This window comes from Actinomadura sp. 7K507 (assembly GCF_004348425.1).
GTDB lineage: Bacteria > Actinomycetota > Actinomycetes > Streptosporangiales > Streptosporangiaceae > Spirillospora.
Genome location: NZ_SMKK01000064.1, coordinates 1 through 23,314 on the forward strand (window position 1 = coordinate 1; position 23,314 = coordinate 23,314).

Annotated in this window: 18 protein-coding genes and 2 pseudogenes; 12 read left to right on the forward strand and 8 right to left on the reverse strand. The window is 70.9% G+C overall.

The window, feature by feature from the left end; genetic code table 11:
• Together E1285_RS16515 and E1285_RS16520 are read right to left on the reverse strand one after the other, a co-directional pair.
• Positions 1-2,436, reverse strand: a 2,436-nt coding sequence (locus E1285_RS16515) for an FtsX-like permease family protein (RefSeq protein WP_132152927.1), incomplete at its 3' end; no start/stop codon positions are given.
• Positions 2,433-3,218 (reverse strand): ABC transporter ATP-binding protein, encoded by a 786-nt coding sequence (locus E1285_RS16520; protein ID WP_243722824.1) that lies wholly within the window; start codon positions 3,216-3,218, stop codon positions 2,433-2,435. The genes E1285_RS16515 and E1285_RS16520, both read right to left, overlap by 4 nt.
• Positions 3,219-3,373: 155 nt before the next feature.
• Between E1285_RS16520 and E1285_RS16525 the strand changes: the two genes are divergently transcribed.
• The 4 genes from E1285_RS16525 (at position 3,374) to E1285_RS16540 (ending at position 8,252) form a co-directional block, all read left to right on the forward strand.
• Positions 3,374-4,642, forward strand: coding sequence for a sensor histidine kinase (locus tag E1285_RS16525; protein ID WP_243722825.1), 1,269 nt, complete (start codon positions 3,374-3,376; stop codon positions 4,640-4,642).
• Positions 4,630-5,268, forward strand: coding sequence for a response regulator transcription factor (locus E1285_RS16530; protein WP_132152929.1), 639 nt, complete (start codon positions 4,630-4,632; stop codon positions 5,266-5,268). The genes E1285_RS16525 and E1285_RS16530 overlap by 13 nt, the downstream gene beginning before the upstream one ends.
• 67 nt (positions 5,269-5,335) lie before the next feature.
• The gene (locus tag E1285_RS16535; protein ID WP_132152931.1) at positions 5,336-5,791 is read left to right on the forward strand and encodes an NUDIX hydrolase; all 456 of its coding nucleotides are present in this window, start codon (positions 5,336-5,338) and stop codon (positions 5,789-5,791) included.
• Positions 5,792-5,879: 88 nt separating this feature from the next.
• Positions 5,880-8,252: a penicillin acylase family protein gene (locus tag E1285_RS16540; RefSeq protein WP_132152933.1), complete on the forward strand. Its 2,373-nt coding sequence runs from the start codon at positions 5,880-5,882 to the stop codon at positions 8,250-8,252.
• Positions 8,253-8,308: 56 nt separating this feature from the next.
• On the opposite strand, the gene E1285_RS16545 is transcribed toward E1285_RS16540, so the two are convergent.
• A complete protein-coding gene (locus E1285_RS16545; RefSeq protein ID WP_132152935.1) occupies positions 8,309-9,307 on the reverse strand; it encodes an aldo/keto reductase in 999 nt (332 codons plus the stop codon).
• A 171-nt stretch (positions 9,308-9,478) separates the two neighbouring features.
• Between E1285_RS16545 and E1285_RS16550 the strand changes: the two genes are divergently transcribed.
• Positions 9,479-10,336 carry a helix-turn-helix transcriptional regulator gene (locus E1285_RS16550; RefSeq protein WP_132152937.1) on the forward strand — a complete coding sequence of 286 codons (858 nt, stop codon included), beginning with the start codon at positions 9,479-9,481 and terminating at the stop codon, positions 10,334-10,336.
• A 12-nt stretch (positions 10,337-10,348) separates the two neighbouring features.
• Here E1285_RS16550 and E1285_RS16555 read toward each other — a convergent pair whose 3' ends face one another.
• Positions 10,349-11,071 (reverse strand): TetR/AcrR family transcriptional regulator, encoded by a 723-nt coding sequence (locus E1285_RS16555; protein ID WP_243722826.1) that lies wholly within the window; start codon positions 11,069-11,071, stop codon positions 10,349-10,351.
• A gap of 74 nt (positions 11,072-11,145) precedes the next feature.
• On the opposite strand from E1285_RS16555, the gene E1285_RS16560 reads away from it, so the two are divergent.
• Together E1285_RS16560 and E1285_RS16565 are read left to right on the forward strand one after the other, a co-directional pair.
• Positions 11,146-12,723 carry an ATP-binding cassette domain-containing protein gene (locus E1285_RS16560; protein WP_132152941.1) on the forward strand — a complete coding sequence of 526 codons (1,578 nt, stop codon included), beginning with the start codon at positions 11,146-11,148 and terminating at the stop codon, positions 12,721-12,723.
• Positions 12,724-13,026: 303 nt separating this feature from the next.
• Positions 13,027-13,220: pseudogene (locus E1285_RS16565) on the forward strand (IS110 family transposase); the annotation flags it as partial.
• Positions 13,221-14,145: 925 nt separating this feature from the next.
• Here E1285_RS16565 and E1285_RS16575 read toward each other — a convergent pair.
• Both E1285_RS16575 and E1285_RS16580 read right to left on the reverse strand, forming a co-directional pair.
• Positions 14,146-14,518 (reverse strand): annotated as a pseudogene (locus tag E1285_RS16575) (transposase); the annotation flags it as partial.
• Positions 14,519-14,979: 461 nt separating this feature from the next.
• Positions 14,980-16,392 (reverse strand): DUF222 domain-containing protein, encoded by a 1,413-nt coding sequence (locus E1285_RS16580; RefSeq protein ID WP_132152943.1) that lies wholly within the window; start codon positions 16,390-16,392, stop codon positions 14,980-14,982.
• A gap of 810 nt (positions 16,393-17,202) precedes the next feature.
• On the opposite strand from E1285_RS16580, the gene E1285_RS16585 reads away from it, so the two are divergent.
• Positions 17,203-18,030, forward strand: coding sequence for a helix-turn-helix transcriptional regulator (locus E1285_RS16585; protein ID WP_132152945.1), 828 nt, complete (start codon positions 17,203-17,205; stop codon positions 18,028-18,030).
• A gap of 162 nt (positions 18,031-18,192) precedes the next feature.
• On the forward strand, positions 18,193-18,402 hold the full coding sequence (locus E1285_RS16590; protein WP_243722834.1) for a DUF397 domain-containing protein: 210 nt from the start codon (positions 18,193-18,195) through the stop codon (positions 18,400-18,402).
• Positions 18,403-18,620: 218 nt separating this feature from the next.
• On the opposite strand, the gene E1285_RS16595 is transcribed toward E1285_RS16590, so the two are convergent.
• Positions 18,621-19,085 carry a nuclear transport factor 2 family protein gene (locus E1285_RS16595; protein WP_243722827.1) on the reverse strand — a complete coding sequence of 155 codons (465 nt, stop codon included), beginning with the start codon at positions 19,083-19,085 and terminating at the stop codon, positions 18,621-18,623.
• Between the two features lie 14 nt (positions 19,086-19,099).
• Here E1285_RS16595 and E1285_RS16600 point away from each other — a divergent pair, with 14 nt between their 5' ends.
• Together E1285_RS16600 and E1285_RS16605 are read left to right on the forward strand one after the other, a co-directional pair.
• Positions 19,100-19,900 carry a helix-turn-helix transcriptional regulator gene (locus tag E1285_RS16600; RefSeq protein ID WP_243722828.1) on the forward strand — a complete coding sequence of 267 codons (801 nt, stop codon included), beginning with the start codon at positions 19,100-19,102 and terminating at the stop codon, positions 19,898-19,900.
• Between the two features lie 107 nt (positions 19,901-20,007).
• On the forward strand, positions 20,008-20,841 hold the full coding sequence (locus E1285_RS16605; protein ID WP_132152949.1) for an alpha/beta hydrolase: 834 nt from the start codon (positions 20,008-20,010) through the stop codon (positions 20,839-20,841).
• On the opposite strand, the gene E1285_RS16610 is transcribed toward E1285_RS16605, so the two are convergent.
• Entirely contained in the window at positions 20,828-21,757 is a 930-nt protein-coding gene (locus tag E1285_RS16610) for a LysR substrate-binding domain-containing protein (RefSeq protein ID WP_132152951.1), read from the reverse strand. The genes E1285_RS16605 and E1285_RS16610 overlap by 14 nt on opposite strands.
• A gap of 101 nt (positions 21,758-21,858) precedes the next feature.
• Here E1285_RS16610 and E1285_RS16615 point away from each other — a divergent pair, with 101 nt between their 5' ends.
• On the forward strand, positions 21,859-23,295 hold the full coding sequence (locus E1285_RS16615; protein WP_132152953.1) for a 2-hydroxymuconic semialdehyde dehydrogenase: 1,437 nt from the start codon (positions 21,859-21,861) through the stop codon (positions 23,293-23,295).
• Positions 23,296-23,314 lie beyond the last annotated feature (19 nt).

Consider the following 23,314-nt stretch of genomic DNA (forward strand, 5'->3'; position numbering starts at 1 on the left):
GGCCGGGGAGGCGCGCCGCCGCAGCACGGCCCGCGCCGGCAGCATGATCGCGGCGGCGCCGGATCCGGCCACGCCGGCGAGGACGGCCGCGCAGGCCACCGGCGAGACCGAGGGCAGCGGGACGCCGGCGACCGCCGTCGCGAACACCGGCAGCGTCACCGCCGCGATGAGGGCCCCGGCCGCGACGCCGGTGCCGAGCACGATCGCGGCCTCCAGCCGGAGCATCCGCAGCACCTGCCCGCGGGTCGCGCCGACCAGCCGCAGCAGCGCGAACTCGCGCCGCCGCGCCGCGGTCGCCAGCGCCAGCGTCGTGACGAGCCCGATGACGATGAACCCGGTGATCGCGGCGACGACGACCTGGCCGACGAATCCCTGGAGCCGGAGCTCCCGCGAGAGGCTCTGCCCGATGGCGTCCGGCCCGGCCACGCGGGTCCCGGTGTACGCGGCGGTGACCGCCCCCAGATCGCCGTCCCCGCGGACGAGGACCTCGTCGTCGAGCGGGGACGAGGAGTGCGCGGTGACCGTGGCGTGGGGGAGCAGCACGTCGCCGAAGCCGAGCCCCCGGTCGTACACGGCAGCGACGCGGGCCTCGACCTTCGTGCCGTCGCCGAGCCACAGCGTCGCCGTGGAGCCGACGCCGTGCCCGGCGGCGACGTCCCGGCTGAGCGCGACCGTGCCGGCCCGGAGGTCGCCCAGCCGGCCGGACGACACCGCCGGGTCCATGGTGGCGGCGGCGTCCGCGCCGACGCCACGGGCGTTCAGCGACCGCAGGGTCTCCTCGCCCAGCTCCTCGACCGGCATGACGACGGTGGTGTGCTTGACCGGCGTCGCGGCGGTCACCCCCGGAGTGCGCCGCACCGCCTCGGCGACGCCCTGCGGGAGTCCCGGCCCGGACGCCACGACGATCTGGTCGGCGCGGTCGCCGTCCTCCGCCTGCGCCTCGGTCGCGTGGGCGATCGTGGTCTGCGCGAACAGCTGGACGCCCGCGAACGCGACGGCCAGGGCAACCGGCGTGATGAGCGACCCGGCGCGCAGCGAGGCGGCGCCGGCGGAGTCCTGGGCCATCCGCCCGGCCACCGGCGAGACGCCCCTGGCCGCGCAGCCCAGCACCCGGTTGCCGAACCGGGCGATCAGCGGCCCCAGCAGCGCCGTCGCGATGATCAGCGCCATGACCAGGCCGCCGAGGGAGGCGGCGGCGGTGGGGCCGGTGGCGGTGGCCGCGAACCCGAGCGCGTTCAGGCCGATGACGAGGAACACCACGCCGGTGACGACCCGCAGGCGGGGCAGACCGGCGGGCTCCACGGCGGACTCGCCGAGCGCCTCCACCGGACGGATCCGCGACACCCGGCGGGCGGCGAGGAACGCGGTCGCGAGGGCCGCGGGCAGCGTGATCGCGAACGCGGCCAGCACCGGCAGCGGGCTGAGCGACAGGTCGAAGCCGTCCGGTAGCACGCCCTTGCGGACCATCGCGGCGTGCATCCCCGCGCCGAGCGCCAGGGACAGGACGCCGCCGGTGAGGGCGGCGGGCGCCCCGACCCCCGCCGTCTCGCGCAGCAGCCGTCCCCGGACCTGCCGGGGCGTCGCGCCGACCGCCCGGAGCAGGGCGAACTCGCGCGCCCGCTCGCGCACCGACAGGACGATCAGTCCGCCGACGACCACGAGCGAGGTCATCACCGCGACGCCGCCGAACGAGGCGGCGATGTCCACGATGTCCGGGCGCGCGGCGGCGACGGCCGGGTCCTCGGCGTCGCCGCGCGCGGCCCCGGTCGCCACGGTGAGGCCCGGCGCGGCCGCGCGCAGCGCGTCCTCGTCGACCTTCCCGCCGAGCACCACCAGGGCGTCGGCCCGCGCGGGGTGCCCGTACAGGCCCGCGGCCGTCGCCGTGGTGAAGAACGCCGCGGGCCCGCCGCCCGCCACGAGCCCGGTGACCTTGTAGGGGCGGGTCGTCCCGCCGGCATGCAGCCGGACCGTCCCGCCGGCCGGGACGCCGGCCGACCGGCTCAGCACGACCTCGTCCGCCGCCCGCGGAGCGCGCCCCGAGCTCAGGCCGTCCGGGCGCAGGGCGGCCGACTGCCAACCGTGGCCCGTCACCGCCCGGCCCGAAGAAAGGAGCACGGGGAACGACACGTCCGCGACCACACCCCGGACACCGGGGACGGCCCGCAGCTTCGCGGCCGCGCCGACCGGCACGCGGGACCGTTCGGGCAGCGGCCGGCTCTGCTCCGCGGGGGCCTCACCGAGCCGCTTGACCTTGTGCTCGACGCTCTGCGGCCCGGTGACGACCGCCGCGGCCGCGCCGTAGCGCTCCACCGGCGCATGGGCGCGAAGCGCCGACTCCAGCAGCACCCCGCACGCCCCGACAAGCGCGGCCGCGAACGCCAGCGCCACGAAGATCCCGGCGAACGCTCCCCGGTCCCGCGCGCCACCGGCCCTCACAGCGTCTCCCAGCGGTCCATGACGGCCGATGCCGTGGGGGCGGCCAGCTCGTCGACGATCCGGCCGCGGCTGAGGAACACGACGGAATCGGCCCACGCGGCCGCCATCGGGTCGTGGGTGACCAGCACGAGCGTCTGGCCGGCCACGTCGACCGCCTCGCGCAGCATCCGCAGGACGTCGCGGGCCGTGCGCGGGTCGAGCGCCCCGGTCGGCTCGTCCGCGAAGACCACCTCCGGGCGGGTGATCATGGCGCGGGCGATGGCCGCGCGCTGCTGCTGGCCCCCCGACAGCTCGGACGGGCGGTGCCGGAGCCGGTCGCCGAGCCCGACGCGCCGGACGACGTCGTCCAGCCACGCCGGATCGGGTTCGGTACCGCCGAGCCGAAGCGGCAGCGTGATGTTCTTCTCGACGTCCATCGACGGGATCAGGTTGAACGCCTGGAACACGAACCCGATGCGCTCGCGGCGCAGCACCGTCCGCTTCGCCTCGCCGAGCCCGCCGATGTCCACGCCGCCGATCCGGACGATGCCCTCGCTCGGGCGGTCGAGACCGGACGCGCAGTGCAGGAATGTGCTCTTGCCCGACCCGGACGGCCCCATCACCGCGGTGAACGTGCCGCGCGGGAACGCCCAGGTGACGCCGTCCAGCGCCCGCACCGCGCCGTAGGTCTTGCTCACCGACTCCAGGCTCACCGACTCCAGGCTCACCGATTCCAGGCCGAGCCCTTCCCGGCCCGCAGTGCGCGCGGTGGCCGCGGTGGCGTCGGCCGTCATCGTCGTCATGGGTCCCCTCCGTCGGATTCCGTCTCTCACCTGGACAAACCTAAGTTCCGAAGGGGGCCCGGCACATTGCCGCGCTCTCCCCGATCGGTGGTGTAGCCGGCTACACCACCGTTGGGGTGCACGCCCTGGCGCGCGGCGCCGCACCGTCCCATACGGTGAGTTCCGAGATGACCGCGACCATCGAGATGACCGACGTGAGGGGCGCCCTGAGGCGTGCCGCGGAAGCGACCGGCCTGCTGGCCGGCGCCCTGCGGACGGGCCTGCCGGCGATGCTCGGGCTGGTGCCGCTGACGGCCTGCCTGGTGCTGATCTTCATCGCCCTCCCGTGGCTGCCGTCGGCCGTGAAGCCGCTGCACGCCCTCGCGAACGCCGAGCGCCGAAGGGCCGGCCGCATCCTGGGCCGCGAGATCCCGGCGCCGTACGCGCCGCCCCAGGGGGACGGCATGGGCGAGGCGCGCCGGGTGCTGCGGTCGCCGTCCACCTGGCGGGACGCGGCCTGGATGGTCGTGCACGGGCTCACCGCGTTCCAGGCCGCGGTGATCGCGGTGGCGCTGTGGCCGGCGACGCCGCTCTCGTTCTCGCTCCCGCTGTGGTGGTGGGCCGCGCCCGAGGGCTCCCAGGCGGCGTTCATCACGCTTGACAGCTGGCCGAAGGCGCTGACGCTGCCGTTCGTCCAGGGCGCCCTCTACCTGTTCGTCCTGCTCTGGCTGGTGCCGCGGTTCGTCCGCTGGCAGGCCCGGCTGGCGGAGGCACTGCTCAGCCCCACGACCCGCACGAGCCTCACCGAGCGGGTCGAGGAACTCACCGAGACCCGGGCCGGGGCGCTGGAGGCGCACGGCGCCGAGCTTCGCCGCATCGAACGGGACCTGCACGACGGGACGCAGGCCCAGCTCGTCGCCGCCATGCTGCGTCTCGGGCTCGCCGACCGCCGCTTCGAGGGCGACCCCGACGCGTCCCGGGCGCTGTTCCTGGAGGCCCGAGAGGGGATCGAGGAGGCGCTCACGCAACTGCGGACGGTGATCCGCGGGATCTACCCGCCGATCCTGTCGGACCGGGGCCTGGCAGGGGCGCTGCGCGCGCTCGCCGCCGGGCTGCCGATCCCCGTTGAAGCAGACGTCGGCATGAACGGGGCCGGGCGGGCGCCCGCCGCCGTCGAGGCCGCCGCGTACTTCGTCGTCGCCGAAGCCCTCACCAACATCGCCAAGCACAGCGGCGCCCGGCACGGATGGGTCACGGTCCGGCGCGAAGGAGCCCGCCTCACGATCACGGTGCGCGATGATGGCCGGGGCGGCGCCGACCCGGGGCGCGGCAGCGGCCTCGCCGGCATCCGCCGCCGGGTGGCGGCGCTCGACGGGACGACGCGCATCGACAGCCCCGACGGGGAAGGAACGACGCTCGAAGTGGACCTGCCGTGCGGATCGTGATCGCCGAGGACAACGTCCTGCTCCGCGAGGGGCTCGTCATGCTGCTGAACTCCGAGGGGCACGAGGTCGTCGCCGTCGCCGGCAGCGGGCCCGACGTGCTGCCCGCGCTGCTGGAGCACCGCCCGGACGCCGCCGTCCTCGACGTCCGGCTGCCGCCGGGTTTCCGCGACGAGGGGCTGCGCGCCGCCGTCGAGGCCCGCAAGCGGCTCCCCGGCCTGCCGCTGCTGGTCCTGTCGCAGTACGTCGAGGAGACCTACGCCGCCGAGCTGCTCGCGGGCGGCGCGGAAGGCGTCGGCTACCTGCTCAAGGACCGCGTCGGCCGCGTCGACGAGTTCCTGGACGCCTTGAACCGCGTCGCCGCCGGAGGCACCGCCCTCGACCCGGAGGTCGTGTCCCAGCTGATGACGTCCCGCCAGGACCCGCTGCAGGCGCTCACCCCCCGCGAACGGGAGGTGCTCGGCCTGATGGCGCAGGGCCTCGACAACGCCACGATCGCGGCCACCCTGGTCATCACCGAGCGCTCGGTCAGCAAGCACATCGGCGCCGTGCTCGCCAAGCTCGACCTGCCGCACACCGACAGCGGGCACCGCCGCGTCCTCGCGGTCCTGGCCTACCTGAACTCATGAGCGGGCCTGAACTCATGAGCGGGCCTGAACTCGTGAGCGGGCCTGAACTCGTGAGGGGCCTGAACTCGTGAGCGGGCCCGTGCGGGTGCGGCGCGCCGTCCGCGCCCTCCTGCTGGACGGTGACGCGCTCGTCCTGATCCGGCGCACCCGCGAAGGCCGTCCCGTCTACTGGACGACTCCGGGAGGCAAGGTCGAGCCCGCCGACGCCTCTCCCGAGGCCGCGCTGCGGCGCGAGCTGGACGAGGAACTCGGCGCCACCGCCGGTGCCGTCCGCCAGGTCTTCGCCTGCGGGGAGCAGGGCTCCGGCCTGTACCGCCTCAACACCTTCTACGTGTGCCGCCTGACCTCGATGGACCTGTCCCGCCGGCACGGCCCCGAGTTCGACGACCCGGCCAAGGGCCGCTACGACGTCGACCTCGTGCCCTGCACGCCCGCCGGCCTGGCGACGATCTCCCTGATCCCCGAGACGCTGGCCGCCTACCTCCACGACCACGCCGCCGACCTGCCCGGCCTGGCTCCTTGAGTTTCAGGGGTTGTCAGAGTCATCCGCGTGTGCGAATTTTGCGAAGCCTCTGTGATCTTTGCCGGGGCTCTGTGATCGAGGAGCCGCAATGCCGCGACCCCCCCTGCGCGTGGCCGAGACCCCCCTGCGCGTGGCCGGAACCGCCGTGCTCGCCGCCGCTGTCCTGGCACCGGTGACCGCCTCCGCCGGCGCCACGGAGCTGAGTGCCGAGCGCGGCATGTCGGCGACGATCCGGTACACCGAGTACGGCATCCCCCACATCACGGCCAAGGACTACGCCGGCCTCGGATACGGCACGGGCTACGCGGCGGCGAAGGACAACATCTGCCTGATGGCGCAGGGCGTCGTCACATTGAGCGGCGAACGGTCCAAGTACTTCGGTCCGGACGCCGCACCGGACGGGTCGCTTTCGTCGGCGTCCACCAATCTGGCCAGCGACGTGTTCTTCACGGCCGTCAACGACAGCGGCGTCATCGAGAAGCTGATCGCCGCGCCCGCCCCCTACGGCCCGGCCGCCGAGGTACGCGAGCTGAGCCGGGGCTGGGCGGCCGGATACAACCGGTTCCTGCGCGAAGGCACGATCACCGACCCGGCGTGCAAGGGCGCACCATGGCTGCGGCCCATCACCGAACTGGACGCCCAGCGCAGCGGCTACGCCCTCGCCATGCTCGGTGGGTCCGGAATGGTCACCGACCAGATCGTCGAGGCAGCGCCGCCCACGGAGAACGCGCCGCGGCGCAAGACGCAGTCGCCGCAGGAGACCGCCAGGGCCGCCCGGAACCTGCTGCCGGACGCCGGCATGGGCAGCAACGCGATCGCCGTGGGACGCCAGGCCACCGCGAACGGGCGCGGGATCCTCCTCGGCAACCCGCACTACCCGTGGCACAACGGGCGGCGCTTCTGGCAGATGCATCAGACGATCCCCGGCAAGTTCGACGTCAGCGGAGCAGGCCTTCTCGGCTCGCCCGTGGTCAACATCGGCCACAACTCCACCTTCTTGTGGAGCCACACCGTCGCCAAAGGCGTGCCCCTCTCCCTGAGCGAGCTGCGCCTGGTGCCCGGCGACCCGACGTCCTACTTCGTGGACGGCAAGAAGGAGAAGATGACCAAGCGGCGGGTCACCGTCCAGGTCAGACAAAAGGACGGCTCGCTCGAACCGGTCACGAAGACGCAGTGGCGCAGCCGCTACGGCCCGATCGTCACGTCCGTCTCGGCCGTCGACCTTCCGTGGACGACGTGGAACGCGTACGCGATCACCGACCCGAACGCCACCAACGTGCGCCTCGCCAACACCTCGCTCGCCTTGGGTCGGGCCAGCACGACCGGCGACGCCGTCCGCGCGCTCAAGCAGACGCAAGGCCTGCCTTGGGTCAACACCATCGCCGCCGACTCGCGGGGCAACGCGCTGTTCGCCCAGATCCAGGTGCTGCCCAACGTGACCGACGAGTTCGCGAACCGCTGCAACTCCCTCCTCGGCCACCTGACGTACCGCCAGGCCGGTCTGGCGATCCTGGACGGCACCCGATCGTCCTGCGCGCCGGGCAAGGCCCCCGGAACCGTCCAGCCGGGCATCCTCGACCCGGACCGCTATCCGGTGCTGAACCGCGCCGACTACGTCACCAACTCCAACGACAGCCACTGGCTGGCGAATCCGGAGAAGCCGCTGACCGGCTACGACCGCATCATCGGCAACGAGAACGCGGTCCGCAGCCTGCGCACCCGCAGCGGCCTCGTCGCCGTCCAGGACCAACTCGACGAGAGCGGGTTCACCCGGACCGACATGCAGGACCTCGTGTTCGCCAACCGCAGCCTCGCGGGCGAACTCGCCGCCGACGGCACCGTCGCCATGTGCCGCGACATGCGCCTCGGAGAGCCCTGCGACGTCCTCGCCGAGTGGGACGCAAAGGCCGACACCGGCAGCCGCGGCGCCCTCCTGTTCGACCGCTACTGGCGCAAGGCCACCGCCGCCTGGGATCTGTGGAGGACACCGTTCGACGCGTCCGACCCGGTCAACACGCCCCGCGACTTCAACACCGGCTCCTGGGCGGCCCGCAAGGCGCTGATCGACGCGGTCGACGAACTGCGCAAGTCGAACATCCCCCTCGACGCGCCCCTCGGCGACCACCAGTACGTCACCCGCAACGGCCGGCGGATCCCGATCGGCGGCGGCACGGAGGCGCAGGGCATCCTCAACAAGATCGAGGCCACGTGGACGCCCGGCAAGGGCTACACCGAGGTCAGGACGGGCTCCAGCTACCTCCAGGTCGTCTCCTTCGACGGCGACCGCTGCCCCGACACCCGGACCCTGATGACGTACTCGCAGTCCGCCGACCCGACCTCCCCGCACTACGCCGACCAGACCCGCCTCTTCTCCGGGAAACGCTGGGTCACCGAACGCTTCTGCTCTGACGAGATCACCAAGGCGCCCGCCCTGAAGGTCGTCGAACTCGCCGGGGGCTGACGGCCGCCCCCGGCCGGGCCCGCGGTGGAGCGGGCCCCGCCGGGGAGCCGGGCTGCTCAGTTGCCCGCGCCGAGGTTGTCCATGAACAGGGACGGGTACCGGTCGCCGCGCGCCGCGCCGAGCGGCACCGCCTTCTCGATCTCGGCGAGGTCACCGGCGGTGAGTTCCAGCTCGATCGCGGGCAGCGCCTCGGCCAGCCGCTCGCGGGTGCGGGCCCCGACCAGGGGCACGATCTCCTCGCCCTGCGCGGCCACCCAGGCGATGGCCAGCTGCGCCACGGTGCACCCCTTCGCCTCGGCGACCCGGCGGAGCGCGTCCACGAGCGCGAGGTTGTGCTCCACGTTCCCGCTGGAGAACCGCGGCATCATCGCGCCGCGGCCGTCGCCGGGGGCGCCGCTGCCGCCGGCGGACCAGTGCCCGGAGATGAGGCCGCGGCTGAGGACGCCGTACGCCGTCATCCCGATGCCGAGCTCCCGCAGCGTGGGCAGGACGTCGGACTCCACCGCCCGGGAGATCAGCGAGTACTCGATCTGCAGGTCGGCGACCGGGTGCACGGCGTGCGCCCGCCGGACCGTCGCCGCGTCGACCTCCGAGAGGCCGAGGTGCCGCACGTACCCGGCGTCGATCATCTCCTTGACCGCGCCCACCGTCTCCTCGATCGGCACCTCCGGGTCCAGCCGGGCGGGACGGTAGACGTCGATGTGATCCACGCCCAGCCGGGTCAGCGAATACGCGAGGAAGTTCTTCACCGCCTCGGGACGCCCGTCATGCCCGCCCATGCCGGGGCCGGGCCCCCGCATCATCCCGAACTTGACGCTCAGCTGGTAACCGTCCCTGTCCCGGCCGCGCAGCGCTTCGGCGAGCAGGAGCTCGTTGTGGCCCATGCCGTAGAAGTCGCCGGTGTCGATCAGGGTGACGCCGGCGTCCAGCGCCGCGTGCACGGTCGCGATGCTCTCCGCGCGGTCGGCCGGGCCGTAGGCGTCCGACATGCCCATCGCGCCCAGGCCCAGCGCGGAGACGGCCGGCCCGGTGCGGCTTAGGTTTCGTGTCTTCATGACGTTCTCCACTTCTCGATGTCGCCTTCTTCTCGACGCCGTTTTCCAGATGTCGCCTTCTCGATGTCGTCATCCACACTGCGCCGGGCCCGGGACACGCGAAAGCGGAGCGTTCATCGTGGGAGGGCCGCTCCCTGGATAAGGCGGCCCGCCGCGAGGGAGCATGGGGTCATGCAACGTGACGAGCTCGCCGACTTCCTGCGCCGCCGCCGCGAGGCGATCCGCCCGGCCGAGGTGGGCCTCGCGAACGGCCCCCGCCGCCGCACCTCGGGCCTGCGCCGGGAAGAGGTGGCGATGCTCGCCGGCATGTCGGTGGACTATGTCGTCCGCCTTGAGCAGGGCCGCAGCAGCCAGCCCTCGACACAACTGCTCGGCGCGCTGGCCCGGGCGCTGCGCCTGTCCGACGACGAGCGCGACCACCTTTTCCACCTGGCCGGCCACCGCCCGCCGCCCGCCGACGGCGTGGCACAACTCGCCCGCGCCGGCCTGATCCGCATGCTCGACCTCCTCCGCGACACCCCGGCCATGGTGGTGTCCGACCTGGGCGAGGTCCTCGCGCAGAACCGGGCGTCCATCCTGCTGGCGGGCGACCACACCGGCTTCTCCGGCGACCACCGCTACATCGTGTACCGGTGGTTCACCGACCCGGCCGCCCGCCTCTCCCCGCCCGGAGAGCAGGAGGAGCAGGCCCGCCAGCTCGTGGCCGACCTGCGCGCGGCCGCCGGCCGCCGCCCCGGCGACCCCGAGGTCGCCGGACTCGTCGACCGGCTCCGGGCCGAGAGCGCCGAGTTCCGCCGGCTCTGGGCCGAGCATGAGGTGGCGGTCCGCCGCGCCGACCGCAAGACTTTCGCGCATCCGCGGGTGGGCCACGTGCTGATGGACTGCGAAACCCTGGTCACCCCCGACCAGAGGCAGCAGTTGCTGGTGCTGACCCCCGCTGACGCCGAGGCCCGCGAGCGCCTGGAACTCCTGCTGGTCCTCGGCACCGAGGAGTTCCCCACGGGGGCCACGGACAGACCCGCCCGGTAGCCGCCGGCCGGGTCAGGGGCGGCGGGCCACACCGTCCAGGATGTAGTCCAGCCCCTGGACGAACGCGGAGTCCCACTCGGCGCCGCTGAGATGGCCGTGCGCGGCGAGGTTCGGATACCGGTCGCGATTGCGGGCGAGATGCTCCTCGGCGGCCTTCTCTGTGTCGGCCTGCTCTGTGTCGGCCTTGTCCGTGTCGGCCTTCTGGGTGTCGGCCTTGTCCGCGTCGGGCTCATCGCCGCGCTGGGCCCCGACCTCCATGAGCGCCGAGCCGATGACATAGTTCGCGACCGCGTACGCGGCGCCCGCGAGCCGCGTGCCGGTCAGCCCGGTCGTGGCCAGGGCGGCGTACAGGAAGTCGGTCCGGGCCAGGACCTCCGGGCCGAGGAGCGGGCGGCCACCGAGGATCGTCGCCGACCAGGGATGGCGCAGCATCGCGGCACGCCAGCCCGACATGAGCGCGACCACGTCGGCGCGCCACTCCGTCCCGCCCTCGGGAATCGGGACGTCACCGAAGACGGCGTCGAGCGCGAGCTCCAGCACGTCGTCCTTCGTCCTGACGTGCCAGTAGAGCGTCGTGGAACCCGTATCGAGCCGCTCGGCGAGCCGGCGCATCGTGAGACGCCCGGCGCCCTCCTCGTCCAGCAGCGCCACGGCCTCGGCGACGATCCGCTCCCGCGTCAGGGGCGGCGCCTCCCGCCGGGGACGGTTCTGACGCAGCCACACGCTCTCGGTCATGCGCCTCATGCTAGTACATTGGACGGGCACTAGATCATTGATCCAGTCACTCGAACGACGTACGAGGCGGTGCCATGGGACACATCGAGGTGAGCCGGCTGACATATGCGCTTCCCGACGGCCGGCTCCTCCTGGACGACGTCTCGTTCCGCGTCGGGGACGGCGTGAACGCGGGACTCGTCGGCCCCAACGGCGCCGGGAAGACAACGTTGTTGCGCCTGTTCGCGGGGGACATACAGCCTTCCTCCGGCGTCGTCACGGGCTCCGGCGGCATAGGCGTCATGCGCCAGTTCATCGGCAGCGTCCGCGACGGGCGGACCGTCCACGACCTCCTGCTCTCGGTGGCCCCGGGGACCGTCCAGGCCGTGGCGGAGCGGCTGGCGCGAGCCGAGCGGGAACTGGACGACGGCGAGCACAGCCAGATCGCCTACGCGCAGGCCATCACCGACTACACCGACGCGGGCGGCTACGACATCGAGGTCGTCTGGGACACCTGCACCACGGCGGCGCTAGGCCTGCCCTTCGACGAGGTGAAGGACCGCGGCGTGACCACACTGTCGGGCGGCGAACAGAAACGCCTCGTCCTGGAGGCCCTCCTGCGCGGCCCCGACGAGGTCCTCCTGCTGGACGAACCCGACAACTACCTAGATGTCCCCGGCAAGGATTGGCTGGCAGGAAGGCTGCGCGCCACGAGCAAGACCGTCCTGCTGGTCTCCCATGACCGGCGCCTGCTCGCCGACGTGGCCGACCGCATCGTCACGGTGGAGTCCCGGGACGTCTGGGTCCACGGCGGCGGGTTCGCGGGATACGCGCAAGCCCGCCGCGACCGTACCGAACGCCTCCACGAGCTGCGCCGCCGCTGGGACGAGGAGCAGAAGCGGCTCAAGCAACTCGTCCACACACTCCGCCAGCGCGCCGCCAACAACGACGCGGTCGCCTCCTCCTACCAGGCCGCCCGCACCCGCCTGCAACGCTTTGAGGAGGCAGGACCACCGCAGAGCGCCCCGAAGGAGCAGAACGTGCGCATGCGCCTGCGCGGCAGCCGCACCGGCAAACGCGCCCTGATCTGCGAGTCCCTCGAACTGGCCGGCATGACCCACCCGTTCGACACCGAGATCTGGTACGGCGAACGTGTGGCGGTACTCGGCTCCAACGGCTCAGGCAAATCGACGTTCATGCGCCTCTTGGCCGGACACGACATCCCGTACACCGGAGCTTTCCGCTTGGGTGCCCGCGTGGTCCCCGGCCTCTTCGTCCAGACGCACACACGCCCGGACCTGCACGGCCGTACCCCGGCGGAAATCGTCATGTCGGAGAACGCACTGACCCGCAACGACGCCATGGCCGCACTCGCCCGCTACGAACTGGCCCCCGCCGGCTCCCGTCCGTTCGAAACGCTCTCCGGCGGCCAGCAGGCCCGGCTGCAGATCCTGCTCCTCGAACTGTCCGGCGCGACGCTTCTCCTACTGGACGAGCCGACCGACAACCTGGACCTCGCCAGCGCCGAAGCGCTCCAAGAGGGACTGGCGTCCTACTCGGGCACCGTGCTGGCCGTGACCCACGACCGCTGGTTCGCGACCGACTTCGACCGCTACCTGATCTTCGCCTCCACCGGCGACGTCCACGAGTCACCAACGCCACTGTGGCAATGAACGCACCGGCGTCCCCGTACCGCTTTCACGCCCCCGCCGGGGTGGGGACGCAGGTCACCCGGCCCGGCGTGACTCAAGCCCCCTGTCGCAGGCATGGTCCGGGGTGTTGTTACCGGGCCTGGTGGCGTCGGTGGACCGTCCCTCCGACAAGAAGCGGCACGAGAAGCCCTGCCCACCGACGAACAGCGCCTGCGGACCCTGTTCCCCCAGCTCAGCCCCCGCGGCCAGGGTACTGGTGGTGGTCGACCAGCCCGCCTCGATCGGCCCGCTTTCCCCTGCCCCGCGTCGACACCGGCAGGAACTTTGGCCGAGCCGGAGGTCCTCGTCGGGTTCGACGACGACCTGGCCGGCGACTCGACCTGGCTGGCCAACCGGATCCGCGGGCTGCTGGTCACCATCCACCCCGCCTGGAGAAGGCCCTGGGACCACGGCTGCATCACCCCGCCGCCCTGGAGCTGCTGATCACCCACGGCGCCCCGGATGGCCTGCGCGCCGCCACCGCCGGCGAACTGCTGGCCACCGCCGGCGAACCCTGCTGCGTCCAGATGCCCGGGTGACGGGCGCTGATCCGGCATAGGCCTTGAGCGTCGCGGGCGTCGGCGAAGCGGGCCCGGTCGTCACCGATGTCGGTCGGCACGCGGGCACCGGTCAGGTCTGCCAGGCCGGAGAAGCTGACGATGATCGCGGCGTCGGGGTGCTGGTGAAAGGCCTGGCCGGTGGCCTCGGCGAGGTCGTCAGCGGCCTGGTAGGCGGCGTCGAGCTGCAGCAGGGCCTGGGCCTGGTGGCGAGCGCCGCCTCAACCTTGGGGAGCCGATGCAGGTGCTGGCGGAGGACGGCTTGGAGTTTGTTCGGCACGTGTGTCCAGGTTGCGTTGGCGTCCGGCGTGGGCCAGCGCCACCCGCAGCTGAGTCTCGGTGAACTTGGCGGCCTAGGTGGTGGGGGTGGGGGCCGCGGTGAGGACGCCGCGGGCCTCGGCAGAGGTCAGGCCAACTTCTGACCCGGAAGGCCGTGAGCGCGGCCGGGAAGAAGTCGCGGAGTGGTGAACGGAGCTGGTCGGCCCAGCTGCTGGCGGTTCCAGACCGCGTCCTGCCAGCGCTGGCCAGCATCGCGATGGACTGCACGAGTTCGGAGTCCTCCGGCAGTGGCCGGTGATGGGCGGCGTCGACGCGCAAGATGTTGGGAGATCGACCAGAGCCTGGCAGCCGGGGACGCCATCGTTGATGCGGCGGCGTGCGACGAGCTTGCCGTGGGAGTCCACCAGAGCGACATCATGGTGCCTCTCCGCCCAGTCGATCCCGCATGTCACCTTCAACGGCCGTGCTCCTATCGAGGGGTTTGGTGCAGCTCAGAGCCGTGCGGGGGCACGCTGCGCCCTAATGAGGGAGCTCGACGGCTCGACTCTCAATGACCAGTGTCAAGCTCCACCCGGCGCAAGGTCCGGTTGTAGCGTTTCGGCCGCCGGAGGTTCCCGCTGACCCGGCCAGAGTCCTGCGGGACCGGGACCGGGACCAGGACCGGGACCGGGACCGGGACCGGGCCAGCGTAGGAGGCCAGCCTGCCAGGGGTGCCAAAGGCTCCCTGAGCGTCGCCGCCGGTCGCCACGAGGAAGTCGGCGCCGAGAATCGGGCCCATGCCGGGAAGGCTCTCCAGGATGGCGCCCTGGTGGTGGGTCCGGAACCGGGCGACGATCATCTTGGTGATGTCCTTGATCTCACGGTCCAGGTCGAGTAACCGGCGGGCCCCTGCGCTTGGCGAGCATCGCGGTGGTGGCCTCGCCTGGCAGGGCGAGGTCCTGCTGGCAAACGAGCGGTGGTCCCTGCGGTCGGCTCAGAAGCACGGTCGGCTCAGAAGCACGATCTTCCCGAGCCCGTCGATGCGGTGGGTGGTGATCGAGAGGCGCCGGGCCGTGCTGCCTACGGGGAGGACTGCACGTCCAGGGACACCCGAGACGTCTCCCGGCACCCTTCGATCACCACCCACCGTCACTCGTCCCCGACCGGCTCCGTCTGCTGGGAGAGGTCAAGCCTTGGGGTCCACGTAGGCATCGGTCGAGAATGAGCTACCGGGACCGAAGCCCTCGGGAGTCAATGGGGACACCCCCGTCTCCTCTGCGGCACGCGGCCGGTACCGCGCTGAATCGCGGCGGGTCGCGGCTGGGTAGGTCGTGACGGGTAGGTCGTGACGGGCAGGTCGTGACGGGCAGGTCGTGATGGAGCGGACGATCACGGCCCGACGGCGGGATGCGGCTGGGGGATCTCAGGGGCCGGCGGTTTGGCGGGGCCCCCGGGTGAGGGTGCCCTTTCGGGAAGTGCGGCGCCGGTACCGTGGCCGAGGGGCCGGGTCTGGTGCGCACGACCCGTTGGCTGTGGACGCGTTGGGTGCGGATGACTTGGGTGTAGGGGTCATGTGTTCCGGCTCCCAGGGATTCGGGACGCCGGAGGGTGCTTCCGGTGGTGGACGGCGCCGGCCGCAGGCGTCCCGGGGTGGTTGGAGCCGGTAGGTGTGGCGTCCGTCGGCGGTTCGGGCGATGTGGACCTGGTCAGGGTTGGCCGCCTTGAAGCGATTGTGAAATTTGCAGGTCAGAGCCAGATTGTCGATGTCGGTGGGGCTGTCGCCCAGGGCCCATCCGGACACGTGATCCACTTCGCACAGCGTCCCCGGAACTTCGCAACCGCCTACCACGCAGGTGGGGTACAGCGTCTCGAGAACTCGGCGCTGCCCCGGGCTGGCGAAACGGACGGTGCGGCCGAGGTAGAGCGGGACGTTGCCGCGTCCCAGGATGAGCGTGGACACTCCGGCGGCCAGGGCGATTCGGCGGGCCTGTTCGGCGGGGATGGGGGTACCGTCGGTCAGCCGTGCGGGGGTGGCGCCGCCGGTGAGGGTGTCCAGGTCGCAGATGACGGTGACCTTGGTGCCCCGGTGTCCGCCGGACAGGACGGTGGTCAGCGCGGCGGCGGTGCGTTCCGACAGGTCGCGGCGGTCGTCGGCCCCCGCCGGCTTGGCCAGAGGACCGAGGGTGCCGTCCCAGACGGCGGCGTCCTCGGCGGCGAGCCAGCCCCTGATGAACCGGCCGCCGTCCAGAGAGCGAGTGGAGTCGATCCAAGACTGCTCGTACCCGCGTCGAGTGTCGGGGCCGGGGTTCTCGGTGCCGTCGCGTTCGGCGATCAGGTCGGTGATCTTGTTGCCGAACGCGGCGACCTTCCCGGCGGAGAATCCCTGCCCGGCGAGGTCGAGAAGGATCTCCTCGGCCGCCGCGCAGTCCTCGTCGTCCAGGCGGACGACCGCACCGGCGATGGTGGCGGCGTACCCGTGGGACAACTCTCCTGCGGCCAGTCTCCGGGTGACGCCGGGGAGGCGGTCCCACTGACGAGCCAGGTTGATGCGCTCCTTGGCGCGTGCCTCGCGCATTCCCATATGAGTGCGCAGCCAAGCGCGGGTGGATGGCAGGCCCCAGCGGCGCATCTCCCCGGAGACGTCCACCCGTCCGATCAAGAGGGCGAGAGTGCTTTCGTGCAGATCGGTGGCGCGGGCCAGAGTCTCGGCGTCCTGCATGCAAACAGCCGCCGATGCGGGAGCCTCCCGCTGGGCGAGCTCGGCCGCGATCAACGCCGCCGCGTCCACCAGCTCACCGGTGGACATCGACGCCAAGTCGATCTCAGTCGAACACATGACTCCATGTTATCGAACAGTCGCACTCCGTATGGCAGATTTCTGGGTAAGATTATTGAGTCCCTCTGGATAGCCGACGTGGGAAATCGGCCCCAGGTCGTCAGGGTCGGGTGCGTTGACGGTCTTCCGTCGCGTACCGCGGGGTGATGGGGGGCCGCGTTCTTGCCCATGCTCGACTGGTACCACCAATGTGCGGGACGTCGATTCCTGGGCAAGGCTGATGTTTCGCCGAAATGGGGCACAGCGGGATCGAATACCCGGAGAAGTGAACACGGCCCGTCGCGGCGGGGGAGGACCTGCCAACCCGCCTGGGTGACTTCCGTCGAGAGCCTGTCGAGATGGGTCGCCACAGGGGAAGTGGGTTCTGACGCAGAGCAGCTTTGAGGTTCGTTCCATCGCATTACATTGGCCCCACGACTGTGCTGGCCGGCGGGTCGATTGGTGCGCGATTGAGTTCGAGGGTTAGTGCCCCGCGGAGTTCTTCTGCGCTGTTGCGTACAAGGGTCGGCTCTACGTCAGCCTCTGGTGCCTGCAGAGTGGCGGCCCAGTCGCCGAGCTCGCCGTCATAGCGTGTCGCGCGCCAGATCCGATGTCCTTTGAAGTCCTGGCGGAGCTGGGTCAACGCCTGATCGGCGGGTTGACGGACGTGTCCATGATGAGTCCAAGCGTTCGAGGTCGATTTCTCTCCGTTACCGCTTCCCAGCTTCCTGTAATCAGGTTATCTTCTGGAAGAGCAAGAAGCCCAAGCCATGAAACTCCCCCCGCGTGCGATTAGAAAAGCGCACCGCTTTCGGATCTTGGAGGCTCCCCATGCCCCGCCGTCCTCGTGACCCCGATGTCCCCTCCTCGCCGGTCGAGTACTTCGGCGTCGAGTTGCGCGCATACCGGGAAGCTGCCGGTATGTCCCGCCCGCAACTCGCAGAGAGGCTCGGATACACCCCTCAGTGGATCGGACAGCTCGAATCGGGCAAATATGGGCCCTCAGAGGATTTCGCCCGAGACTGCGATACCTGCTTTCAGACGAACGGGACATTCCACCGCCTATGGGAATGGATCCAGCGCTTCGGACGCCTCGCCGTCCTTCCCCCAGGCTTCCCCGACTTCATCGAACGGGAGGCGGAAGCAGCAGGGATGCACATCTTCGAAACGATGGTGATCACTGGCCTGTTCCAGACACCCGAGTACGCCTACGAGGTGCTCAGGGAGGGCAGGACCGCAGAGGAGGCGGAGCAACTCGTCGCGACTCGGATGGAGCGGCAGGCGATTCTCAAGCGCAAGAATCCACCCCACCTGGTAGTAATCCTCGATGAGGGTGCCATCCGTCGTCCGATTGGTGGGCGTGAGATGATGAAGGCACAGGTTCAACATCTGATCGACCTAGCGAGCCTGCACCACATCACGCTTCAGATCGTTCCAGCGGACCGGGGCTCCTATGCCGGCCTGCCTGGTGCCTTCATGGTCCTTAGCTTCGCTCAAGATCCTGACATCGTGCACGTCGGTGGGTATCTGGGCGCGCAGCTGATCGATCACATCGACGCTGTCCGGACCTTTGGGATACAGTTCGATTTGATCAGAGGTGCGGCGATGTCTGCCGGTGATTCCCTGAAGCTGCTCCGAACGATCTTGGAGAGCCAATGAAAGGGCCGATGTACTGGCCGTGCACTGGCGTAAGAGCAGCCACGGTGATTCTTCCAGGGCTCCTGTGTTGAAGTTGATTCGGTGGCACCCGTTGCCGCTGTGCAGTGGCGGAAGAGCAGCTACAGCGACTCATCGGGAGCCGAGTGCGTGGAGGTTGCTTCCGTGAACCCTGTGTCCATGCAGTGGCGCAAGAGCAGCAAGAGTGACAACACCGGTGGAGCGTGCGTCGAGGTGGCCGAATTGAGGTCGGCGTCGGCCGGGGTGGCGGTGCGGGACTCGAAGGACCCGGATGGGCCGAAGTTGGTGTTCGGGGCCGACGCGTGGCAGGCGTTCGCGGGTCGGGTGAAGGGCGGGACGCTCGACCTGGCCTGAGATCTCGACCTGGCCTGAGATTACGAGCAGAGCCCTCGAACCGTGAACGCACGGGCCGAGGGCTTTCACGTCCCGCCGCCGCATCCTCTCCCGTTGCCGCATCCTCTCCGCCGTTGCCCTTCCCGCTCACGTGCCCCCGGAAAGGGCCTGATCTGGCGCGATTGGTGCGCACCGTCCGGGACGGATCGCAGTCGGCGCGCCAGACCAGAATCGAACGGTCAGCGCCCGGCGGGCTCCCACCACGCCAGGTTGTCGGCCGCGTGGGCCGTCGGCTCGATGATCTCCCAGCCCTCGGTGACCAGGCCATCGTTGAGCCGCCAGATGTCGACGACCGTGATCTCCGGCCCGTCTGGCAGTCGCCGCCGCGAGTGCATCACGACGTGATCATCGTCGGCCAGCAGGTGGTGGACCTCGACCCGCATACCGGCCAGCGGGGTGAGTGCCGCATCCACGGCGGCGAGCCATTCTGCCTTGGTCGAGGAGGTCGAGTCCGGCCTGTGATGGACGAAGTCGTCGCTCAGCAACGGATCGAGCGCGTCGACGCTGCCCGCCTCGATCAGTTCCGCCAGTGCCCGTTGAACGATGCTCTTGTTGTCGCTCTTGTTGTCGGTGGTCATGGACGCAGTGTTTCCACGGTCGTGAGGAATGTCGATGAAATCCCATTTCATGGCGTCCGGCTCCACGATGAGTACCCTTGATGATCGTGCACACGGTCGGGGAGCTCTTGCGGCAGTGGCGGCAGCGCCGGCGGCTCAGCCAGCTCGATCTCGCGATCGCGGCCGACGTATCGGCTCGTCACGTCAGCCTGGTCGAGACGGGCAAGTCCAACCCGAGCGCCGACATGGTGCTGCGGCTCGCGGACCAGCTCGATGTGCCCTTGCGCGATCGCAACCGGCTGCTGCTCGCGGCGGGCTTCGCACCCCGGTACGCCGAGCGGCCGCTTGGGGACGAGTCGTTGTCGGCGGCCCGGGACGCGGTCGCGAGAGTGCTGCGCGCACATGAGCCGTACCCGGCGCTGGCCTTTGACCGCCGGTGGAACATCGTGACGACCAACCGCGCGGTCGAGCCGTTCTTCGCGGGCGTCGATCCCGACCTGCTGCGGCCGCCGGTGAACCTTGTGCGGCTGGGACTGGACCCGCGCGGGTTCGCTCCGCTGGTCGTCAACCTGGCGGACGTGCGTAGGGTGTTCCGCTCCCGGATCAGGCGTCAGCTCGCCGTGGCCCCAGACGCCGAGCTCACCGCGCTGTACGAGGAACTGCTGGCGCCCGATTCCCTGGTGCCCGATTCCGGGGACGCGTCGAGCCGGTCCGTCGAATCCGATGTCGTGATCCCGATGATCCTCCGCGTCGACGGGCGGGAGTTGCGGCTGTTCTCGACCATCACCACGTTCGGTACCCCGATGGACATCACGCTGGACGAGGTCGCGATCGAGTCCTACTACCCGGCGGACGCGGAGAGCGCCGCCTACTTCGAGAAGACCGGCGGTCACGGCCGATAACGGGCATGTGGTAGGGACGGGACTCATCGGTGTTCGAGCGTGATAAACGGGCGGGACGCGTCCCGGGAGTGGATGGTGTGCTGGTGGGGGACTGGCCGGGGAGTGGGTTGAGCGACGAGGAACTGGATGTCGCCTACAACGTGCGGAGGAAGGCGGGAGGAGACCTCTTCGCGCGGCACATGGCGCGGTACCGGGACGAATCCGAGCGGGCCGTCGATGGGCTCCCCGGCCGTCCCGGGATCGTCTATGACGAGGTGAGCGGGGAGCGGCTGGACGTCTGGGGCACCGGTGAGGGGCTGCGGCCCGTGTTCGTCTTCCTGCACGGTGGTTACTGGATGGCGCTGTCGCGGGACGTGTCGTCGTTCATGGCGCGGATGCTCCACGAGCAGGGCGTCGCGACCGTGGTGCCGGACTACACGCTTGCGCCGAAAGCGTCACTGGAAGAGATCGTCCGGCAGGTGCGCGCGGCGGTCGCGTGGGTGTACCGGCACGGGCGGGAGCACGGGCTCGATCCGGAGCGGATCGTGGTCGGGGGCAGTTCGGCGGGCGGGCATCTCACCGGGATGACCATGGTCGGGGGGTGGCAGGAACCGCTCCGGCTTCCGGGGGACGTGGTCAAGGCCGCGATGACGGTCAGCGGGTTGTTCGACATTCGTCCGATCACCCGCGTCTATGTGAACGAGTACGTCCAACTGGATCTTGACCGGGCGGCCGCATTGAGCCCTGCGCTGCTGCCGGCGGAATACCGCTGTCCGGCGGTTTTCGCGGTCGCGGAGAACGACGGGGGCGGGTTTCTGGAGCAGTCGCGGCTGTTCCAGCCGAGATGGGAACACGGCGAGCTGATGATCGTGCCCGGCCGCGACCATTTCGACGTCGTCCTCGACCTCGCCGACCCCGAGTCCCTGATCGGCAGGGCGCTTCTCGATCTCATCCCGCGGTGAGCTCGGCGGCCTCGTGCCGGAGGCGGTCGAGCATCAGCCGGGCGGACGGTGTCGGGGCCCGGTGCGCGGGCAGCGTGACGCCCACCTGGCGGCGGACGGTCTCCAGCGGAACGGGCAGCGGCGCGATGTCGGCGTCTGTGCGCGCCACCAGTTCCGGGAGTGCGGCGATCATGTCGGTGTCGCGGACCAGGGTGCGGACGGTCAGGACCGAGGTGCACTCCACCAGGTTCCCCGGCAGTACGAGGCCCGCGGCGCGGAACACCTGCTCCAGTTCGGTGCGCAGCGCGGTCTGCTCCAGCGGCAGCACCCACGGGTAGTCGAGCAGGTCGGCGAGGCCGAGGTCCGGCAGGGAGCGGGCAGGGTGGCCGCGGCGGGCGACGAGCTCGACAGGTTCCCCGTACAGGGTGGTCTGGCGTAGTCCGCGCAGGTCGCCGATGGGGTTGAGGCGGCCGAGGATCAGGTCGATCTCTCCGTCCAGCAACCGGGGGACCAGCGCGTCGAACGTCGCCTCCTGGACGATCACCGTGACGCCTGGGCGGTCCTTCTTCAGGGCGGCGATCGCACGGGGAAGCAGGACGTTCGAGCCGGCGAGGAGTGTGCCGATGGTGACCGTGCCGACCTCCCCGTCCGCGAGGCCGGTGATGCGTTCGCCCGCACGGCGGAGTTCGGCCAGGGCGGCGCGGGCGTGCTCGATGAACGCGTCCCCGAACAGGGTCGGTGTCACGCCGCGCGGGCCGCGGGTGAACAGCTCGACGCCGAGGATGTTCTCCACCTCGCGCAGGCTGCGCGTGACGGCGGGCTGCGCCAGCCGCAGGTGCTCGGCGGCACGCAGGACGCTGCCCTGGTCGGCGATGGCGACGACGAGCACCAGGTGGCGGAGCTTCAGCCGTCCGTTGAGCAGGTCGATCGGTCGCATGGGCACTTGCTATCACAATCTGGTGATAGCTCCGTGGTCGATTGGTATTTGCCAGGCATAGCTCGTGGAGCGGAGGATCGAAGAATGCGGAGGATCGAAGAATGAAGGCCGAACACTACGTCGGCGGAGTCTTCCGTTCGGACGGGACGTCCTTTCCGCTCATCGCACCCGCGGACGGCTCCGAGCTGGGCACCGTCCCGGAGGCCACGCGGGACGTCGTGGACGATGCCGTGAGCGCGGCGCGGGCCGCCCTGAAGGGGCCCTGGGGCGCGATGGGCGCACAGGAGCGGGTCGCCGCGCTGAGGTCCGTCGCCGACGGGATCGAGGCGCGGTTCGAGGAGTTCGTCGACGCCGAGGTCGCCGACACCGGCAGGTCCCGGGAGTTCGCCTCGACCGTCGACGTCCCGCGGGCCATCGGCAACTTCCGCGCCTACGCCGACCTGCTCTACGGGCGGCCGGAGCGGGCCTACACGACTCCGATCCCGGGGTGGAGCTCCGGGACGGGGGAGGCGCTCAACTACACGGTGCGGCGGCCGCTGGGCGTGGTGGCGATCATCTCGCCGTGGAATTTGCCGCTGCTCCTGTCGACGTGGAAGATCGCCCCCGCGCTGGCATGCGGCAACGCCGTCGTGCTCAAGCCGTCCGAGGAGACGCCGTCCACCGCGACGCTGCTCGCCCGGGTGATCGACGAAGCCGGGCTCGACGGCGGCGCGTTCAACCTGGTGCACGGGCACGGCGCGGGCGCGGCGGGCGAGTTCCTCACCGGGCATCCGGACGTGGACGCGATCGCGTTCACCGGGGAGTCCGCCACCGGCGCCGCGATCATGCGCAACGCCGCCGACCACGTCACGCCGCTGTCGTTCGAGCTCGGCGGCAAGAACCCCGCGCTCGTCTTCGCCGACGCCGACCTCGACGCCGCCGTGGACGGGACGGTCCGCTCGTCGTTCACCCATTCCGGGCAGATCTGCCTGTGCACCGAGCGCGTCTACGTCGAGCGGCCGGTCTTCGACGAGTTCGTCGCGCGGCTCGGCGAGCGCGCGAGGGCGCTCGGCGGCTACGGGCCGATGATCTCCGCCGAGCACCGCGACAAGGTCCTCTCGTACTACCGCCTCGCCCGCGAAGAGGGCGCAGAGTTCGTGGCGGGCGGCGGCGCACCGGAGTTCGGTGACGCCCGCGACGGCGGCTTCCACGTCCAGCCGACCGTCCTCACCGGCCTCCCGGAGACGGCCCGCACGGTCAAGGAGGAGATCTTCGGGCCGGTCTGCCACGTCGCTCCGTTCGACACCGAGGACGAGGCCCTCGCCCTCGCCAACGACAGCCCCTACGGGCTCGCCTCCACGATGTGGACGCGGGACCTGTCCAGGGCGCACCGGGTGGCGCCGCGGATCGAAACGGGAATCGTCTGGGTGAACTGCTGGAACCTGCGCGACCTCCGCACCCCGTTCGGCGGGGTGAAAGCGTCCGGGATCGGGCGTGAAGGGGGAGAGTACTCCCTGGACTTCTTCTCCGAGCCCGTCAACGTGTGCATACAAATCTGAAGCAGATCCGAAAGCCGAG

Excerpts from the sequence above, each read along its gene's own strand:
- E1285_RS16610 (WP_132152951.1), bottom strand. The coding sequence starts at position 21,757 with ATGCGACCGATCGACCTGCTCAACGGACGGCTGAAGCTCCGCCACCTG.
- E1285_RS16540 (WP_132152933.1), top strand. The coding sequence starts at position 5,880 with ATGCCGCGACCCCCCCTGCGCGTGGCCGAGACCCCCCTGCGCGTGGCC.
- E1285_RS16580 (WP_132152943.1), bottom strand. The coding sequence starts at position 16,392 with ATGTGTTCGACTGAGATCGACTTGGCGTCGATGTCCACCGGTGAGCTG.
- E1285_RS16520 (WP_243722824.1), bottom strand. The coding sequence starts at position 3,218 with ATGACGACGATGACGGCCGACGCCACCGCGGCCACCGCGCGCACTGCG.
- E1285_RS16585 (WP_132152945.1), top strand. The coding sequence starts at position 17,203 with ATGCCCCGCCGTCCTCGTGACCCCGATGTCCCCTCCTCGCCGGTCGAG.
- E1285_RS16615 (WP_132152953.1), top strand. The coding sequence starts at position 21,859 with ATGAAGGCCGAACACTACGTCGGCGGAGTCTTCCGTTCGGACGGGACG.
- E1285_RS16545 (WP_132152935.1), bottom strand. The coding sequence starts at position 9,307 with ATGAAGACACGAAACCTAAGCCGCACCGGGCCGGCCGTCTCCGCGCTG.
- E1285_RS16600 (WP_243722828.1), top strand. The coding sequence starts at position 19,100 with ATGATCGTGCACACGGTCGGGGAGCTCTTGCGGCAGTGGCGGCAGCGC.
- E1285_RS16560 (WP_132152941.1), top strand. The coding sequence starts at position 11,146 with ATGGGACACATCGAGGTGAGCCGGCTGACATATGCGCTTCCCGACGGC.
- E1285_RS16550 (WP_132152937.1), top strand. The coding sequence starts at position 9,479 with ATGCAACGTGACGAGCTCGCCGACTTCCTGCGCCGCCGCCGCGAGGCG.
- E1285_RS16555 (WP_243722826.1), bottom strand. The coding sequence starts at position 11,071 with ATGACCGAGAGCGTGTGGCTGCGTCAGAACCGTCCCCGGCGGGAGGCG.